Below are 17,620 nucleotides of genomic sequence, written 5' to 3'. Positions count from 1 at the left end.
CCGACTTGAGCCTCGCCCCATGGACTGGAGAACACGATGGCATCCCCCCCACCCCCTCAGGCCCGAACGGACCGTCGCCACTGCACTTCATCGAAAACGGCCCGTGGAAAGAGGCACTGTTCACCACCTATGCCCTGAGCCTGACCTACTTCGAAAGCTACGTGCTGCCTCGACTGCGCGAAGCCGGCTGTGAAAAAGTCACCCTGCTGGTGGATATCCAGGGTTACCGCGCCTCAATGATGGAATTGCGGGCGCGGCATGTGGGCAAGGATTACGCCTTGATTCCGGTACGGGTCAAAGACGGCATTTTCCACCCGAAGATCACCTACCTGCGCGGCGAGGACCAGGACCTGCTGATGGTCGGTAGCGGCAACCTGACCTTTGGCGGCCACGGCGGCAATGTCGAGGTACTGGAAGTCCTCAGCGCCGGGGAGCAGCCGGGGGCTTTCGCCGACTTCGCCGACTTCCTGGAAAATCTCTGCACCCGGCCGCACCTGCAGATCGCCGACGACAGCGCCCTCTTGCCCTTCATTCAACGGGCCCGGGCCCTCAGCCGGCAGTTTCATGATCAGGCGCCACCGCAGCCGGTGGAACTGCTGCATTCCCTGGACACCGCCATCACCGAGCAATTGATCGAGCGCGCCGCAGGCCGGCGCTGGCACAGCCTGCTGCTGCTTTCGCCCTTCCACAGCCGTGATGGACAGTCCCTGGGCCATCTGCTCAAGACCTTGGGCATCCCTCGGCTCACCGTTGGGGTTCCAGGCAACGGCGTCTGCTCCTTTCCCCTGGAGCAGACCAGAGACTGGCCAGTCGAGATCGACTGGGTGACGCCCAAGGTCGAACACAACCAGCGACGGCTGCACGCCAAGTGGCTGGAGTTGCGCGGCGCCGGCAGCTGGACCCTGACCGGCAGCGTGAATGCCACCCGGACCTCCATGGACAGCACCGACAACGTGGAAGTGGCGGTACTGCGCAAGCTCGACAGCGCCACGGATGAGTGCTGGGAGCCCGTCGAAGCACCGCGCTATGAAGCGGACGCCTTCGAGCGCCAGGACCAGGAGGCGACCCTGTGCGTCTATGCACGCCTCAACGAAGAACAGCAGTTGGAAGGCCGGCTGATCGGTCAGCAAGCGCTGGCCGGAGAATGGCTGGCGACCCTGGAGTGCGCCGAAGAAGTCCTCGAAACGGCGCCACTGCAACTGACCGCGCAAGGCGGCTTCGTATGGCCGCTGCAGCGGACCCTGGACACCAGACTGGACGAGGGGCTGCAACTGCGCTTGGAGCGCGCGACACAAAGTGCCCGAGGCTGGGTCTGCATTGACGCCTACCTGAGCATGCCCCTGCCGATTCGCAGCCTGTGCGGGGCTCTGGGCCGACTGCTGGGGGGCAACCAGGCCCAGGGCGACCTGCAGATCCTGCTCAACTGCCTGGTGCTGCACGCGCAACAACTGCCCGAAGAGCCCGATGCACCGCTACGCACTAAGCCCGCCACGACGCCCGTCAACCCGCCAGGCGGCACTGAGCCGCCTGCGCTACAGCCGCCCCAGCGCCCTCGCCACTGGCTGCCGAGCGTGGCCAAAGCCGCTACCGGCCGCGATGGCAGTTGGGCGTTGCTCCAGGCCATCGCAGGCTTGCTGCACCACGCCAACCCCGGGCAAGGACCCGTGGGGCACGGTGATGCGGCACCTATCATCGAACGGGACGATGGTCGAGAGGACAGCGACTTCGATCCGGCGTCGGACCCCAACCTCGAATCGCTGCCCTCTCCCAACCTGATCAACGAGTTCAACCAGACCCTGCAGAGTCTGGTCAACCTCAAGGGCCTGAGCAGCCGCAAGAAAGCCCAGCTGCTGTATGTCTGGTGCCATGTCGCCCTGGACTTCTATTTGCGTCGCCTGCACCTGCCGGTCAATGCCCGGGATTTTGCCCAGCGCTGGCTCAACTGCGTCGACCATGCGCAACTGGCTGCCGAAGATCGCCCACTGGTGGACGAAGCGGTCTACGGCCTGGCCGCCACCCTGGCGCTGCCGGGCAGGCTGACCTCTGCCGCAACCCTGGGGACGCTGGACGCCACCACCCTGCATGAGTACCTGGAACGCTACGGCCAGGGGCCCGTGGACTTCGTCCAGGCCCGGCACCTGGCACAACGCTGGTTCAACCAGGAACCTGCGCAACGGCTGGTGGACCACGGGGTGGCCGAGGCCCTGGCGGCCCTGGATGCGGTGCAACACACCCGTACCTTGCGGGCGTTGCTCAGCCACTACATCGAAGATCGTCAACAGGCCCGCCAGCAACGCCTGCCGGCGGATCGTTTCACTGCGCAAGAGATCACCGCGCTGCAACACATCCACTCCCCCAACAGCTCCCGGCCGGGTTACTACCGGGTCAACCACCGCACCATCCGCAGTTGCCCTAACACCCGCCAGTGCTACGCCCCGGTGGAGCGCGAAGCCCTTGCTCGCCTGAAACAACGTCGCATCAACCAATGCCAGTATTGCCAGGCCCTGATGGTGTCACTCGAACCATGAACCCATTGCCACAACGTGCCTTTTTCGTCTCCCCCTCCGTGCGTGAGAGCGGCGGCGTGGATTACCTCGGACTGCGACAGGCCAACCTGGAACTGATGGACCAGTTCATGCCCGGGATCAACAACGGTACCCAATGGATTCGTCCGTATTCAGTGATGTGCTGGGCGGTATGGATCTTCAATCAGCACAACCAGACCTACTCGGGCGAACTGCCCGCGGGTCAGCGCTTCCAACGCTTCAGGGAAAAGATCGAGGTGCTGTTCGGCTGGAGTCATCAGTTGGTCGGTGACGGTGCCTACATGGCCGGCAATCGCCAGTACAGCCCGCCCGGCAACGGCCCTTTCACCCTGGACTTCAAGACCTGGCATCGCGGCCCCAGCTGGTTCGATGCGGTGCAGTACGGCCCCTCGTTCAAGCCTGACACCGGCCTGGGCCTGGCCTGGCCGCAACCCGACGGCACCTACGGCGTCACCGAAGCGGGTGAAGCACTGGCCCGGGCCCTGGATAAAGGTTTGCGTACGCTGGCGCTCTATCCGTGGCTGATCTGCGTCGAAGACCTGCAGGGCAGTGCCAAGCAGGCCGGCGCCGTGCATCTGAAGTGGGATCGCAATTGGCCAACCCGCCAGGAAGCACGGATTTTTCGCGACGAGTTCTACCCACCGGCGGGAACGGCGAAAAACCCCAGGGCCAGCCACCGCGAGTGTTCCATCAACCTGATCCGCGCCACGTTGCAGGTGCTGGGCAGCGAAACCAGCCTGCCGGTGCTGCGCCGGGCCATGGCGCTGCTGCCCCTGTCCGACTTCCCGGCCGAGCAGGTGACCGGACTGGCCCCGACCCAGGCACTGTGGCGAGTCCTGCAATTGCGCCAGGCCCAGCGCCTGGCCTTTGAAAGCCTGTTCGGCTGGATGGAATTGCATATCGCCCAGGGCCTGCACAGCAGTGAGGCACTGCGCGACCGACTGCTGTCCCTGGACTGCATCCCACTGCGGGCCGAGAGCTCGGTGCAAGCGGTCCTGGAACATTACCGGGCCTTGTCCCCGCAGGCCGCGAACTTGCTGGAGGCGGGGCTGCAAGTGGCCGAGCTGGATCTGTTCGAGCGCATCGACCGTCTGCTGGGATACATCGACAACCACGACGAGCAAGCCGCCGGCGAGGCCTTGCAGTTGCTGTTTCTGGTGGCGGCCATCACCCAGGACCTCAGCGCCTGCCCCCGGCACAGCGCCTATCTGGACCAGGGGGGCCAGGCGCGGCTGTCATTGCAGTACTGGGCTCGCTCACTGCAGCGCAAACAACAGATCAGCCTGTCGGAACTGGTCCTCAACCTGATCGAGAACAACCTGCTGAGCCAGCACTTCGGCATCGCTGCCATCCGCATGACCGAGGCCAAGCCAAGGCTGCGCATCAGCCTCGAGGACCAAGGCCTGGTGTCCCTGCTGTCCGGTACCGACAAGGCCTGGCAACCCGGACTGACCGAAGACCGGCTGTATTCAACCCTGGCCTTGATGACGGAAAGCCGGCTGCTGCAGTGTCGTCAGTGTGACGAGACCAACGCCCGGGTCTATCAGCGTGCCGACCCATGACGCCTTGTTTTTTCTGGCGACGCCTCGTAGGGGCTCGTACTAAGCTCTGCTCTTCTGTCTATTCAAGGAACACGATGAACTGGGTACTGGGGACCATGCTGTCGCTGTTGAGCCTCACCGCTCACGCTGGCGAGTTGCGCATGCTGACCGACAACCACCCGCCGCTGCACTTTCAGCAGGGCGAGCACATGACGGGCTTCGCTGTGGAGGTGGTGCAAGCCCTGGCGCAACGCACCGGTGATCCGGTGCAGGTGCAGCAACGGCCGATGTTGCGCGCCTTGCGCGATGCCAGCGAGGCCGAAGACACCGCGGTGTTTACCATTTTGCGCACGGCCGAGCGCGAGTCGCGCTATCAGTGGGTGGGGCCGCTGATGCAGACCGAAACCGCGCTGTACGCCCGCACTGGCGACCACAGCGCAGTCACCGACCTGCACCAGACCCGGGGACAGATTGCCGTACCGCGCAAGTGGCTGGTCTACCGCTACCTCAAGCAACAGGGGCTGGACAATCTGTGGGGTGTGGACAGCCCGCAGGTCATGATTCGCCTGCTGCGACTGGGACGGGTGCAATACCTGGTGGCCGACACCATGAGCATCAGCACCTTCGCCGCCGAAGAAGGCATGCCCTTCGATCAGTTGAGCTACCAGATGCCGCTGATGCGCCAGGACGCCTACATCGCCTTTTCCCCCAAGGTCGACGCCGCCCGGGTCGCCCGCTGGCAGCGGGCGCTGGAGGCGATGAAACGCGATGGCAGCCTGCAACGGCTCAAACAGCGCTGGCATATCGACCGCACTGCCTGCTCAAGCGACTGCTGACGACGGCCTCAAGATAGAATTTGCTGACTTGTGAACGGCAGTAAATCTCGTCCGCGGCGGCGAGTTTCGCTACTATGACGAGCCCATTTCTGTCGTTGCCGACCCGCCAATCCGGAGCCCCAATGCCCAGTCCCAAGGACCTCGCCACTGACAGCAACGCCCCGATGATTCCGGAACAGCGCCGCGAGCAGATCCTGCGCCAGTTGCGCAAGCATCAGGTACTCAGCGTGCATCAGCTGATGGAGATGTTCGACTGCTCGCACATGACGGTGCGCCGGGATATCGCCCTGCTGGAACAGGAAGGCCGCGCCCATTCGGTGACCGGTGGCGTGCGCATCGCCAGTCAGTTGCACAGCGAGCCCAGCCATCAATCCAAGGCCGTGGTGGAATTGCCGCAGAAGCAGGCCATGGCCAAGCTCGCGGCGGGCCTGTTGCACGCGGACATGACGGTGTACCTGGATGCCGGCACCAGCACCCTGGAGATCGTGCCCTACATCAAGGCGCTGTCGGGGATGACCGTGATCACCAACGATTTCGGCGTGGCCCAGGCATTGATGGAGGCGCCCCAGGTCACGGTGATTCACACCGGTGGCCAGTTGGATCACTCCAACCATTCCTGTGTCGGCGGGCTGGCGGTGGCCACCCTGCGTCAGGTGGTGACGGACATCGCCTTTATCTCCACCAGTTCCTGGGACCTGCGCCGGGGCATCACCACGCCCTCGGCATTGAAGGTCGAGGTCAAGCAGGTGGCGATGCAGTCGGCGACCCAGGCGGTGCTGGTGGCCAGCAGCTCCAAGTACGGCACCTTCGGCATGTACAAGATCGCCGACCTGGAGCAGTTCGACATCATCATCAGCGACGCGGCCCTGGCCCCCGCAGCGGCGGACGGCATTCGCAAGCACGGTGTGGAATTGCTGCTGCCGGCACAATCCTGAGCCAGCGATAGCCCCCAACACCTGCAATCCGTGGCCAGGGAACTTGCTCCCACTCATCTGCGCAGCAGACGCAATGCCTGATGCCCCTCAATCCCCGAAAGGTCGCGCCGTCCGGGTTTGGGGCGGCGGCGCCACCCGGCATGAGCAGGCTCCCTCGCCACAAAGAGTGAACAGCCCTCCCTAGGCTTTGTACGAAAAGCCTTGATACGCGGTGATGCTGCGTGGAAAACGGTCTCGTGCGCGAGTCCGATCGGAAGGCTCATCTACACCCCGTAAAGTCGAACGCGCCCCCCGACCGTTCCTCGAGCGTTTTCGCCTTGCCTGACCTTCGTCTCAACACTGTTGGGACAGAGCCTAGTGGGCTCTCTCGGTGTCGGCCATGAACTGCCCCAGCTCACGAGCATAGAACCGGGCCATGCCGGTGGTGCCGTGCCCGCGAGTTTCGGCGCTGGCGGGAATCAACAGCAGGCGAGCATCTTTCACTTGCTTGAGCGCCGCTTGCAGGGTGCCGGTTTCCGGTGGGTTGCGCTCATCGTCCGCGGCGTTGATCACCAGTACCGGCGCCTGGATCTTGCTCAACCCCGGCGCGGCGTTGTAGTCCGCCGAAGACTGCCACTGGTAGATGAAGTCGTTGGCATCGGCGGTCTGTGGCGCCTTGAGGCGTTCATCCACCAACTGGTCGGCCTGGGCCCGGGTCGGCGCCAGGGCCTGATAGGCCAGGGTGCCGCCGCTGGTGCCAGTGGCGAACAACGCATTGGCCAGACGCAGAGACGGCGGCTGGACCCGGTAATTGCCGTTGTCCCAGGCTGGGTCCTGCTTGATCGACTCCACCAGCAGCCGGCGCATCATCCAGTTGCGCGAGGACATTTCCCCGGGCTGGGAGGCCATGGGCACCAGCGCGTCCATCATCTGCGGCCATTGCTGGCCCCAGAGCCAGGTCTGCATGCCGCCCATGGAATTGCCGATGATCAGGCGCAGGTGCTTGACCCCCAGCCCCTCGGTGACCAAGCGGTACTGGGCCTGGACCATGTCGTCGTAGTTGTACTGGGGAAACCGCGCGCGCAGGCCATCGGAAGGCTTGCTCGACTGGCCGACGCCAATGCCGTCGGTGGCGATGATGTAATACTTGCTCGCGTCCAGAGGTTGCCCCGGGCCGAACAGCTCGCCGCCAAAATCCTTGCTCAGCAGGTCGCTGGCCGGCCGATAGGTGCCGTGCAGATAGAGGATCGCCGGGTGCTTGGGGTTGCCCAGGGTGATGTAGTGCAGTTTCAGGTTGGCCAGCTGTTCGCCGTTGTGGAAAGTGAACTGCGGAGCGACCCAATCGCCCTCGGTGGCCGGCGGCAGGCTCGCGGCCGCGGCCAGGGACATACCGCCCAGGGACAGAATCAGGCCGAACGCGGCCCGGCAGACAAGACGCTGCATGAAAAAACTCCTGTGTTTATCGCTACGAATCATCGCAAGCCGTTCGTGGCCTGCGTACCCTCTGTAGCCGCTGCCGCAGGCTGCGCAAGGCACCGCAGGGGCCTCGGCGGCCGCGGAATCGCTGCGAGCCTACGGCTCGTTCGCAGCCTTCGGCAGCGGCTACATAAAACGATGCGCGAAGGCCTGCAGGGGCCTCGGCGGCCGGGGAATCGCTGCGAGCCTGCGGCTCGTTCGCAGCCTCCGGCAGCGGCTACATAAAGCGATGCGCGAAGGCCCGCAGGGGCCTCGGCGGTCGCGGAATCGCTGAGAGCCTGCGGCTCGTTCGCAGCCTTCGGCAGCGGCTACATAAAGCGATGCCCGCAGGGCCTTGCGCGACGTTCCCCAGATACCTTTTCCTGCGCAACCTGCAGTAGCGGCTACACCGCCGAGCCTTGGCGCGCCTGCCAGTCGCGCAGCCATTGCAGGCCGGCGGAGGTGTCGCCACGCGGGCGGTATTCGCAACCGACCCAGCCGTCATAGCCGAGCTCGTCCATCAATTGGAACAGGTAGGGATAGTTCAGCTCGCCAAGGTCCGGCTCGTGACGATCCGGAACCCCGGCGATCTGGATATGGCCGATGCCCGGCAGATCCCGCCGCAGTTTTACCGCCAGGTCGCCTTCGACGATCTGGCAGTGGTAGCAGTCGAACTGCACCTTGAGGTTGGCCGCACCCACTTCCTTGCAGAGGGCCTGGGCCTGGTCCTGGCGATTGAGGAAGAACCCCGGCATGTCCCGGGTGTTGATCGGCTCCAGCAGCACGGTGACCCCGACCTTGGCCGCCTGGGTCGCGGCGTGGGCCAGGTTCTCCAGGTACACCGCGTGATGGCGGGCCCGGTCCTGTTCCGACGGCAGCAGGCCGGCCATCACGTGGATCCGTGAATTGCCCAGCACCGCGGCGTACTCCAGGGCCTTGTCGAAGCCCTGGCGGAACTCCTGCTCGCGTCCGGGCAGGGAGACGATGCCACGCTCCCCCGCCGCCCAGTCACCGGGCGGCGCGTTGAACAGGGCCTGCTGCAGGCCATGATCGTCCAGGTGCTGCTTGAGCACCTGGGGGCTGTAGTCGTAGGGAAACAGGTACTCCACGGCCGTGAAGCCGTCTGCCGCTGCGGCGGCGAAACGTTCAAGAAAGGCATGTTCCGGGTAGAGCATGCTGAGGTTGGCAGCAAAACGAGGCATGGGAACTCCTGGGACAAAGGGTCAGACAAACGGCCAGATCAGCAGGGTAATACAGAACCCCAAGGTGCCGAGCAAAGTGGTAATCACGGTCCAGGTACGCAGGCCATCGGCGACGTTGAGCCCGGCCAGCTTGGTGAAGATCCAGTACCCGGCGTCATTGATGTGGGACATGGCCAGCCCGCCACCACCCATGGCCAGGCACAGCAGGGCCATGTGGTTGGGGCTCAGGTCGAGGGTGGCGATCAGCGGCGCGATGATGCCCGCCGTGGTCACCAGGGCCACGGTGGTGGAGCCCTGCACGGCGCGCAGCAGCATGGTCAGCAAGAAGCCCAGGGCCAGGACCGGCAGGCCGGTGGTGCGCAGCAGGTCGGAGACCACGGCACCGATCCCGGTGTCCACCAGGACCTTGCCGAACACCCCGCCGGCCCCGGCAATCAGGATCACCATGGCCACCCCGGGCAAGGCCGAGCCGATCACGTCGGAGACCTGGCTGCGGCTCCAGCCGCGGCGCGAACCCAACAGCCAGGCACAGAGCAAGGTGTCCAGCAGCAACGCCACCAGCGGCGCACCGAGCACGGTCAAGACCCCGCGCAGGGTGGATTCCAGAGGCAGCAAGGACGTGGCCAGGGTGCCCAGCAGGATCAACACGATAGGCAGCAGGATCAGGCTGACGATCAGGCCGAAACCCGGTGGCGGCGCCGGCGGCAGTTTCGCCGCCAGAGTGCCGGTGGATTCCTCCAGGCCCATATGGGCCACGGCTGCCAGTGCTTGCGGGCTGGCCGATTGCTCGGCGCCACTGTTCCAGGCTGCCAGGTCTTCGTTGGTGACGTGAGGACCGTAGACTTCAGCACGGATATCGTCGGTCATCGGGAAGTTGCGCCGGGTCATGCGCCCCGCCACGCGGTAGCCGACATAGCACAGCAGCGCGGTCAGCGGCAGGCCGAACATCAGCACCCGGCCCAGGTCCGCCCCCAGCTGGCTGGCCGCCGCCACCGCGCCCGGATGGGGCGGCAGGAAGGCATGCACGGTGAGCAGCGCGGCGCACATCGGCAAGGCGAACACCAGCAGCGGCTTGCGCGCACTGCGGGCCACGCCGTAGGCCAGGGGCATGAGGATGATCACCCCGACCTCGAAAAACACCGGCACGCCGATGATGAAGCCGGCGATGGTCAGGGCCAGGGGCGTGCGGCGGTTGCCGAAGCGCTCGATCAGGGTCTTGGCCAGGGCCTCGGCACCGCCGGACAGTTCGATGATGCGGCCGATCATGGCGCCCAGGGCAATGATGATGGCGATGTGGCCAAGGGTCTTGCCCATGCCGCCTTCGATGGTGGCCACCAGTTCCGCCGGTTTCACCCCGGCCACCAGCGCCACCAGGATGCTCACCAGCATCAGCGCGACAAAGGGCTGGAACTTGTACTTGAGCACCAGAAACAGCAACAGGGCGATACCGGCCCCGGCGGTGATCATCAGAATCAGCGGGCTCATTGGGCAAGCCCTCCACCCAGTGGTTGGCAGGTGTTGCAGGTGACGCTGGAACCCGTAAAGCCAATGCAGTCATTCATCTCGGGAAGTCCTGTTGTTATTGTTTTTTACCGGCAAGCCGCTCCCCACGAGAGCCCGATGGCGCTCCCGGGGGCGCTTGCCGTGAAGCGTTGTCAGTGATTACCAGGCGGTGCCGAAAGCGTCCCGCAGTTCGTCCAGGGCGTGTTGATCCAGAGGCTCAGGACGCGGCTGGCTCATGAGCCACAGGCGCGCGGTTTCCTCCAGCTCCTCCAGGGCATAGCTGGCCTTGGACACGCTGCTTTCCCAGACCACCGGGCCCAGGCGTTCGAGCATCACCCCGCGCACCCGGTTGGCCAGTTGCGCCACCTGCTCGGCGACCTTGGGCGAACCCGGACGCTGGTAGCCGATCAGTGGAATGTGCCCGACCTTCATCACCTGATACGGGGTCAGCGGCGGCAGGATGTCGTCGTCGCTCCAGACCCCGGCCAGGGTCAATGCCACCAGATGGGTGGAATGGGTGTGCACCACCCCGCCCACCCCCGGATTGCGGTCATACACCTGGCGATGCAGGGCCAGGGTCTTGGACGGCTTGTCGCCGCTGACCCACTCCCCCGCCAGGTTGACCTTGGCGATGGCCGCCGGATCGAGGCGCCCCAGGCAGACATCGGTGGGGGTGATCAGCCAGCCATCGTCGAGCCGCGCGCTGATGTTGCCGGCGCTGCCCACGGTGTAGCCGCGCTGATAGAGGCTGCGGCCGACGTCGCAGATTTCTTCGCGCAGAGCGTTTTCCCGGCTCATGGCTGACCTCCGGCCAGTTGGCCCAGGGCCTTGCTGAAAAAGTCGCGACCGCCGAAGTTGCCGGACTTCAGGGCCAGGGCCAGGGGCTCGCCGCCGCTGCTGACCGTGGCCGGCACTCCGGGGTCGATCTGTGCACCGATCTGCAGCAGACGCACGCCCAGGGCCTTGACCACCGCTCCGGAGGTTTCGCCGCCGGCCACCACGAAGCGGCGCACGCCGTTATCCCGCAGGCCCCGGGCGATCTCGCCCAGGGCGTTCTCCACCAGGGCCCCGGCGCGCTCGACGCCCAATTGCCGCTGCACCGCCTTGACCTGCTCGGGGGTGCTGGTGGCGTAGATCAGCACGGTGTCCTGCTGGGCCTGGACAAAAGCCAGGGCCTGGGCCACCACCGGTTCACCGGCCGCCAGGGCCAGGGGGTCGATGCGTAGGGCTGGGCGCTCGGCTTCCAGCCAGGCGTCGACCTGGGCATTGGTCGCTGCCGAGGCACTGCCGGCCAGCACCACTTCGCCACCGGCCACCGGCGGCAGGCTCGCGGCGTCCAGGTCCCGCAGCTTGCCGGCGCGGCGGAAGTTCTCCGGCAGGCCCAGGGCCAGCCCGGAACCGCCGGTCAACAGTGGCAGGTCGGCGCAGGCGGCGCCGAGGGTGTAGAGGTCGGCATCGGACAGCGCATCGGCAATCGCCATGGCGACGCCCTTTTGCCGCAGTTCAGCGATCTTCGCCCGCACCGCGTCCACGCCCTGGGCCACGCTGTCGTAACGCAGCAGGCCCACCGGCAGCACAGTCTGCGCTTGCAGCACCCGCACCAGGTTGGCGTCGGTCATCGGCGTCAGCGGGTGATGCTGCATGCCCGATTCATTGAGCAACTGGTCCTGGACAAACAGATGGCCACGGAAAATCGTCCGGCCGTTCTCCGGAAACGCCGGACAAGCCAGGGTGAAATCGCTGCCCAGGGCCTTGAGCAAGGCCTCGCTGACCTGACCGATATTGCCCGCCGCGGTGGAGTCGAAGGTCGAGCAGTACTTGAAGAAGATCTGTTCGCAGCCCTGCTCGCGCAGCCAGTGCAGGGCCGCCAGGGATTCGGCCACCGCCTCGCCCACCGGCGTGGTGCGGGACTTCAGGGCGATCACCACGGCGTCGGCGTCCAGGCCGGCGGCCACTTCGGCGCTGGGAATGCCAATGCTCTGCACCGTGCGCATGCCGCCGCGCACCAGCATGTTGGCCAGGTCGGTGGCGCCGGTGAAGTCATCGGCGATGCAACCCAGCAACGGGCGTGGAGTGGAAGTCGTCATCACAGGCTCCTCAAACGGCATCGGGCTTGGCCACGGGCAGCTCGATGCCCGGGAAGATCTTGATCACCGCCGAGTCATCCTCGCGGCCGAAACCGGCGCTGGAGGCCTGCATGAACATCTGGTGCGCGGTGGCCGACAGCGGCAGCGGGAACTTGCTGGCCCGAGCGGTATCCAGCACCAGGCCCAGGTCCTTGACGAAGATGTCCACTGCGGACAACGGCGTGTAGTCGGCCTTGAGGATATGCGGCACGCGGTTCTCGAACATCCACGAGTTGCCGGCGCTGTGGGTGATCACCTCGTACAGGGCATCGGCGTCCACCCCTTCGCGCAGGCCCAGGGCCATGGCTTCGGCGGAGGCGGCAATGTGCACCCCGGCCAGCAACTGGTTGATGATCTTGACCTTGGAGCCCAGGCCATGGGCATCCCCCAGGCGGTAGACCTTGCCGGCCATGCCAGCGAGGATCGCCTCGGCCTTGGCGTAAGCGCCGGCCGGGCCGGAGGTCATCATGGTCATCTCGCCGGCGGCGGCCTTGGCCGCGCCCCCGGAAATCGGTGCATCCAGATAGAGCAAGCCCAGGGCCTCCAGGCGCTGGCCCAGGTCCACGGCGTAGGTCGGGGCCACAGTGGCGCAACCGATCACCAGGCTGCCGGGGCGCAATGCCGCCACCGCCCCGCCCTCGCCGAACAGCACGCTTTCAGTCTGCTCGGCATTGACCACCACGGTGATGATCACCTCGCACTGCTCCGCCAGCTGGGCGGCCGAGGCACAGGCCACGCCGCCTTCAGCGGCGAACTGCTCGGTGACCGCGGCACGCACATCGCAGGCGTGCACCTTGAAACCGCTGCGCAACAGCGAACGGGCGATGCCCAGGCCCATGGCGCCAAGACCGATGACACCGACATTGTTGTTATTCATGGGGGACTCCAGAAATAGACCAGGACTGTGCCGCGCCGGACAGGCGCCGGGCAAGAACCGGGCAGGACAGGGAAATCCGGATTGCAGGTCCGGCAAATGCAACACAGAGAGCGGCAACAGGCGCAGCGCCAGACGGCAAGCCCGGAAGGTGCATGGCACCGTGAACCGGTGCCGAGAGAGGCAGGAGCGAAGCGATCATCATGGCCATCCTGTTGCTGTTGTTATCAGGTTGAGCGTTGGCTGTGAACGATCATCCACCAATGAACGGATTATGTGAAGATATTTTTCAATCTAACATTTTTTAACATCGCTTTTTCCTGCCCGCTGCCTCCGGTCCGCGCCCGCCACTGGTCGGAACATCGAGGTCCAGTCGCCATCCCCTGCTACAACCTTTCACAGCCCTGATCTGGATCAGCATTGAGCGCGAGATCCTGACCGAGGCTCAGGACATGAAGCGTGCTGACTGGCGGTAGCACCCTTCATCGCAACCCCGTTGACGCCCCCACTGACCAGGGGCTCAATGGTCCGTCTCGTTATGCTTGGATAAGGATGATTCAACATGGCAAATATTGAAGTTTTATCGGGCGATTTTCTGCAGGGCGCCGGCGAGTACCGCCACGGCACCTTCAGGCTCAAGACAGTGCTCAACAGCGCCGGTGTCGAGATCAAGGCATCGGCCTTCAAGAGCCTGGAAATCGCCACTGAAAGCCCCGTCGCCAACAAGGACGCCTTCGGTTATGGCGTGGCCGGCGCCATGCTGCTGGGGCCGGTAGGCGCGATTGCCGGTTACCTGATGGCGGGCACGGAAAACGAAGTGACCTTCATCGGCACCTTAAAGGATGGACGGCAACTGATGGCCGCCACCGACAGCAACACTTACAAGGATATCTCCCGGCACTTGCTGAACTGATAATCCGCGAAGTTATATTCAGTGCTCATGACGCCCCATCGGTCATGGGCACTTTTTATTTGTATCCCTTATATGTTTCCCACTCTCGACGCCTGCACTCATCCCTCAAGCTGAACCTCACCTGAAACTTCATCATCGAACAACGATTCAGGGCAATTTAACCTTGACTCGATGAACCCTCCTGAGTAAATTGCGCGGGCCGGGAAATCCGGCCTTTTTTCAACTCACTAAAGAAGCCAATGGACACAGTATCTAGACGCTGTCTGGTCACTGCCGCTGCGCAGCGCCAGGCACCCCTGAACAATGACGGGACTCGACTCCGCGGTCGGGTGAGCTGCGCTAGGGCTTGACGCTCCAACGTAACTTGCCTCCCCGGAACCAGTCCGGTCACGAGGCACAAGTTATGCACTTCACATCTTCTGTAATGCCCGGCGTACGCGCCTTTGCCGCCACCATGCGGGTCAAGCTGTGCCGTGAGCCCAAGGCTCTGGCACGCTCGCCGTTCTCCTCATCCTCACCTTGCGCCGCCACCGCCCTGCGGGCCAATTGGCGCGTCTGCCCGATGACCGGCCAGCTCCAGCAACGCTGGAGCCTGGACGACAGCCAGGACCCGCAGAGTCGGGGCGCGGCCCTGCTCTTGCAGCAGGCCGGACTGATCTTCGGCCTGTACCTCGGGGCGCGCACTTACCCATAAATCAACGGTCACTTTCCGTTGTTTCCACACAAACTTCTTACTTGGAAGTTTGACGGCACCTTATTGCCTTCTCGTTAATAAAACTTGCTGGAGAAAGTTATGGAAGAGGCCAGTAGTAGGTTCGCTGTCCATTCAACTTCATTGTTTGGGCAGCGAACGTTAAAACCTGAAAAACGCCAAGATCCGTATCGATCGCTAACCTGCGGCTCGACATACTTTCGCTCGTCTTTAATTAGTTGAGTGGTCGCTGTGTCGTGCCGTAGTCAGGCGGCAGGAGCACACGCAATGACTGAAAAAACCACAACTTCCCGCAACACCAGCGCCACCCGCGACAGCAACAAACTGTCGATGCGTGCCGCCCGCGAAGCCCAGAACGGCCTGGCCGTGACCCTGGCCAACGTCAACTCCAGCACCGCTGGCCTGACTGAACTGGACGCCGAAGGCCGCCTGCAACGCGACGGCCACAACGAGGTCGCCCACGACCGTCCGCCTCACGCCCTGGTGCAATTGCTGCAAGCCTTCAACAACCCCTTCATCTATGTGCTGATGACCCTGACCGGTATCAGTTTCTTCACCGACTTCTGGCTGCCGCTGCAAGCCGGCGAAGAAACTGATCTGACCGGCGTGATCATCGTCCTGGTGATGGTGCTGGCCAGCGGCCTGATGCGCTTCTGGCAGGAACACCGCTCGGCCAAGGCCGCCGAAGCCCTCAAGGCCATGGTCCGCACCACTGCCGCGGTGCTGCGCCGCGAGCAGATGGGCATGCAGGCCCGGGTTCGCGAAGTCCCCATGCGCGAACTGGTGGTGGGCGACATCATCCAGCTGTCGGCCGGCGACATGATCCCGGCGGACATCCGCCTGATCGAATCCCGCGACCTGTTCATCAGCCAGGCGGTGCTCACTGGCGAAGCCCTGCCGGTGGAGAAATACGACACCCTGGGCGCCGTGCAGGAAAAATCCGCCCAGGCCCTGGCCGCCGACCAGCAAGACCTGCTGGACCTGCCGAACATCTGCTTCATGGGCACCAACGTGGTCAGCGGCACCGCCACCGCGGTGGTGGTGGCCACCGGCGAGCGCACCTACTTCGGTTCCCTGGCCCGTTCCATCGTCGGCTCGCGCTCGCAGACCGCCTTCGACCGTGGGGTCAACAGCGTCAGCTGGCTGCTGATCCGTTTCATGCTGGTGATGGTGCCCATCGTCCTGCTGATCAACGGCTTCACCAAGGGCGACTGGGCCGATGCCTTCATGTTCGCCTTGGCGGTGGCGGTCGGCCTGACCCCGGAAATGCTGCCGATGATCGTCAGCGCCAACCTGGCCAAGGGCGCCGCGGCCATGGCCAAGCGCAAGGTGGTGGTCAAGCGCCTCAACGCGATCCAGAACTTCGGCGCCATGGACGTGCTGTGCACCGACAAGACCGGCACCCTGACCCAGGACCGGATCATCCTCGAACACCACGTCGACATCAGCGGCAGCCGCTGCGACGCGGTGCTGCAACTGGCCTGGCTCAACAGCCACCACCAGAGCGGCATGAAGAACCTGATGGACCGCGCCGTGGTCGCCTTCGCCGAGGGCAACCCGCACTTCACCCCGCCGGCCGCCTGGCGCAAGGTCGATGAACTGCCCTTCGACTTCGTCCGTCGGCGTCTGTCGGTGATCCTTGCCGACGCCCGTGGCGATCACCTGTTGGTGTGCAAGGGCGCGGTGGAAGAGATGCTCGAAACCGCCACCCGGGTCCGCCAGGACGGACTGGCCGTGAGCCTCGACGCCGAGCGCCGCGCCGCCCTGCTGCAACTGGCCGAGGACTACAACCGCGACGGCTTCCGCGTGCTGCTGGTGGGCACCCGGGACCTGCCCAAGGGCCAGACCCGCAACCAGTACAGCGCCAGCGACGAACGCGAGCTGGTGATCGAGGGCTTCCTGACCTTCCTCGATCCGCCCAAGGAAACCGCCGGCCCGGCCATCGCCGCCCTGCGTGACAACGGCGTGACGGTCAAGGTGCTGACCGGCGACAACCCCATCGTCACCGCGAAGATCTGCCGCGAAGTGGGCCTGGAAGCGGGCGAGCCGCTGCTGGGTCGCGACATCGAGCACATGGATGACCAGGTGCTCGGGCGCCTGGTGGAAGAACGCACGGTGTTTGCCAAGCTCACCCCGCTGCAGAAGTCCCGGGTGCTCAAGGCCCTGCAAGCCAACGGCCACACCGTGGGCTTCCTCGGCGACGGCATCAACGACGCCCCGGCCCTGCGCGATGCCGACGTCGGCATCTCGGTGGACAGCGGCACCGACATCGCCAAGGAATCGGCGGACATCATCCTCCTGGAAAAGAGCCTGATGGTGCTGGAAGAAGGGGTGATCAAGGGCCGCGAGACCTTCGGCAACATCATGAAGTACCTGAACATGACCGCCAGCTCCAACTTCGGCAACGTGTTCTCGGTGCTGGTGGCCAGTGCCTTCATCCCCTTCCTGCCGATGCTGGCGATCCACCTGCTGCTGCAGAACCTGATGTACGACTTCTCCCAGCTGGCCCTGCCCTGGGACAAGATGGACAAGGAATACCTGGCCAAGCCGCGCAAGTGGGACGCCAACAACATCGGGCGCTTCATGCTGTGGATCGGGCCGACCTCGTCGATCTTCGACATCACCACCTTCGCCCTGATGTGGTACGTGTTCGCCGCCAACAGCGTGGAAATGGCCGCCCTGTTCCAGTCCGGCTGGTTCATCGAGGGGCTGCTGTCCCAGACCCTGGTGGTGCACATGCTGCGCACCCGCAAGATCCCGTTCATCCAGAGCACCGCGGCCCTGCCGGTGATGCTGGCCACGGGACTGGTGATGGCCCTGGGGATCTACGTGCCCTTCTCGCCCCTGGGCAGCATGGTCGGCCTGGTGCCGCTGCCGTGGGAATACTTCCCTTGGCTGGTGGGCACCCTGCTCAGCTACTGCGTGGTCGCCCAGACCATGAAGACCCTGTACATCCGCCGCTTCAAGCAGTGGTTCTAAGGGCCTGGTTCTAAGGGCG

The 17,620-nt window shown here is 64.6% G+C and carries 13 protein-coding genes; 7 read left to right on the top strand and 6 right to left on the bottom strand.

Annotated features, from left to right (window positions below; genetic code table 11):
* Positions 1 to 5 precede the first annotated feature (5 nt).
* From ACMGF8_RS19170 to ACMGF8_RS19155, 4 genes are all read left to right on the top strand, one after another.
* On the top strand, positions 6 to 2,528 hold the full coding sequence (locus tag ACMGF8_RS19170) for a hypothetical protein (protein ID WP_416756970.1): 2,523 nt from the start codon (positions 6 to 8) through the stop codon (positions 2,526 to 2,528).
* Positions 2,525 to 4,108 (top strand): hypothetical protein, encoded by a 1,584-nt coding sequence (locus tag ACMGF8_RS19165; protein ID WP_416756969.1) that lies wholly within the window; start codon positions 2,525 to 2,527, stop codon positions 4,106 to 4,108. Before ACMGF8_RS19170 ends, ACMGF8_RS19165 begins: the two co-directional genes overlap by 4 nt.
* A gap of 74 nt (positions 4,109 to 4,182) precedes the next feature.
* Entirely contained in the window at positions 4,183 to 4,923 is a 741-nt protein-coding gene (locus ACMGF8_RS19160; protein ID WP_102864548.1) for a substrate-binding periplasmic protein, read from the top strand.
* A 122-nt stretch (positions 4,924 to 5,045) separates the two neighbouring features.
* Entirely contained in the window at positions 5,046 to 5,858 is an 813-nt protein-coding gene (locus ACMGF8_RS19155; protein ID WP_416756968.1) for a DeoR/GlpR family DNA-binding transcription regulator, read from the top strand.
* A gap of 354 nt (positions 5,859 to 6,212) precedes the next feature.
* Here the strand turns inward: ACMGF8_RS19155 and ACMGF8_RS19150 are convergent, their stop codons facing one another.
* The 6 genes from ACMGF8_RS19150 to ltnD form a co-directional block, all read right to left on the bottom strand.
* Entirely contained in the window at positions 6,213 to 7,280 is a 1,068-nt protein-coding gene (locus ACMGF8_RS19150; protein ID WP_250330187.1) for an alpha/beta fold hydrolase, read from the bottom strand.
* A gap of 416 nt (positions 7,281 to 7,696) precedes the next feature.
* Complete coding sequence (otnI, locus tag ACMGF8_RS19145; protein WP_416756967.1) at positions 7,697 to 8,494, bottom strand: 2-oxo-tetronate isomerase; 798 nt, start codon at positions 8,492 to 8,494, stop codon at positions 7,697 to 7,699.
* A 21-nt stretch (positions 8,495 to 8,515) separates the two neighbouring features.
* Positions 8,516 to 9,979: an SLC13 family permease gene (locus tag ACMGF8_RS19140; protein ID WP_416756966.1), complete on the bottom strand. Its 1,464-nt coding sequence runs from the start codon at positions 9,977 to 9,979 to the stop codon at positions 8,516 to 8,518.
* 177 nt (positions 9,980 to 10,156) lie between these two features.
* Positions 10,157 to 10,795 carry an aldolase gene (locus ACMGF8_RS19135; RefSeq protein WP_102864543.1) on the bottom strand — a complete coding sequence of 213 codons (639 nt, stop codon included), beginning with the start codon at positions 10,793 to 10,795 and terminating at the stop codon, positions 10,157 to 10,159.
* Positions 10,792 to 12,084 carry a 3-oxo-tetronate kinase gene (gene otnK / locus ACMGF8_RS19130; RefSeq protein WP_416756965.1) on the bottom strand — a complete coding sequence of 431 codons (1,293 nt, stop codon included), beginning with the start codon at positions 12,082 to 12,084 and terminating at the stop codon, positions 10,792 to 10,794. Before otnK ends, ACMGF8_RS19135 begins: the two co-directional genes overlap by 4 nt.
* 10 nt (positions 12,085 to 12,094) lie before the next feature.
* A complete protein-coding gene (gene ltnD / locus ACMGF8_RS19125; protein ID WP_060843417.1) occupies positions 12,095 to 13,000 on the bottom strand; it encodes an L-threonate dehydrogenase in 906 nt (301 codons plus the stop codon).
* Between the two features lie 559 nt (positions 13,001 to 13,559).
* On the opposite strand from ltnD, the gene ACMGF8_RS19120 reads away from it, so the two are divergent.
* From ACMGF8_RS19120 to mgtA, 3 genes are all read left to right on the top strand, one after another.
* Positions 13,560 to 13,910: a hypothetical protein gene (locus ACMGF8_RS19120; protein WP_102864542.1), complete on the top strand. Its 351-nt coding sequence runs from the start codon at positions 13,560 to 13,562 to the stop codon at positions 13,908 to 13,910.
* A 403-nt stretch (positions 13,911 to 14,313) separates the two neighbouring features.
* Positions 14,314 to 14,604 (top strand): hypothetical protein, encoded by a 291-nt coding sequence (locus tag ACMGF8_RS19115; RefSeq protein ID WP_102864541.1) that lies wholly within the window; start codon positions 14,314 to 14,316, stop codon positions 14,602 to 14,604.
* Between the two features lie 285 nt (positions 14,605 to 14,889).
* Positions 14,890 to 17,601 carry a magnesium-translocating P-type ATPase gene (gene mgtA, locus ACMGF8_RS19110; RefSeq protein ID WP_207167750.1) on the top strand — a complete coding sequence of 904 codons (2,712 nt, stop codon included), beginning with the start codon at positions 14,890 to 14,892 and terminating at the stop codon, positions 17,599 to 17,601.
* Positions 17,602 to 17,620: the final 19 nt, after the last annotated feature.

Origin of the sequence: Pseudomonas sp. BNK-7, assembly GCF_048072025.1 — a bacterium.
GTDB lineage: Bacteria > Pseudomonadota > Gammaproteobacteria > Pseudomonadales > Pseudomonadaceae > Aquipseudomonas > Aquipseudomonas danubii.
The sequence above is the reverse complement of the archived record's forward strand: the minus strand, read 5'-3'. Positions and strand labels throughout refer to the sequence as shown.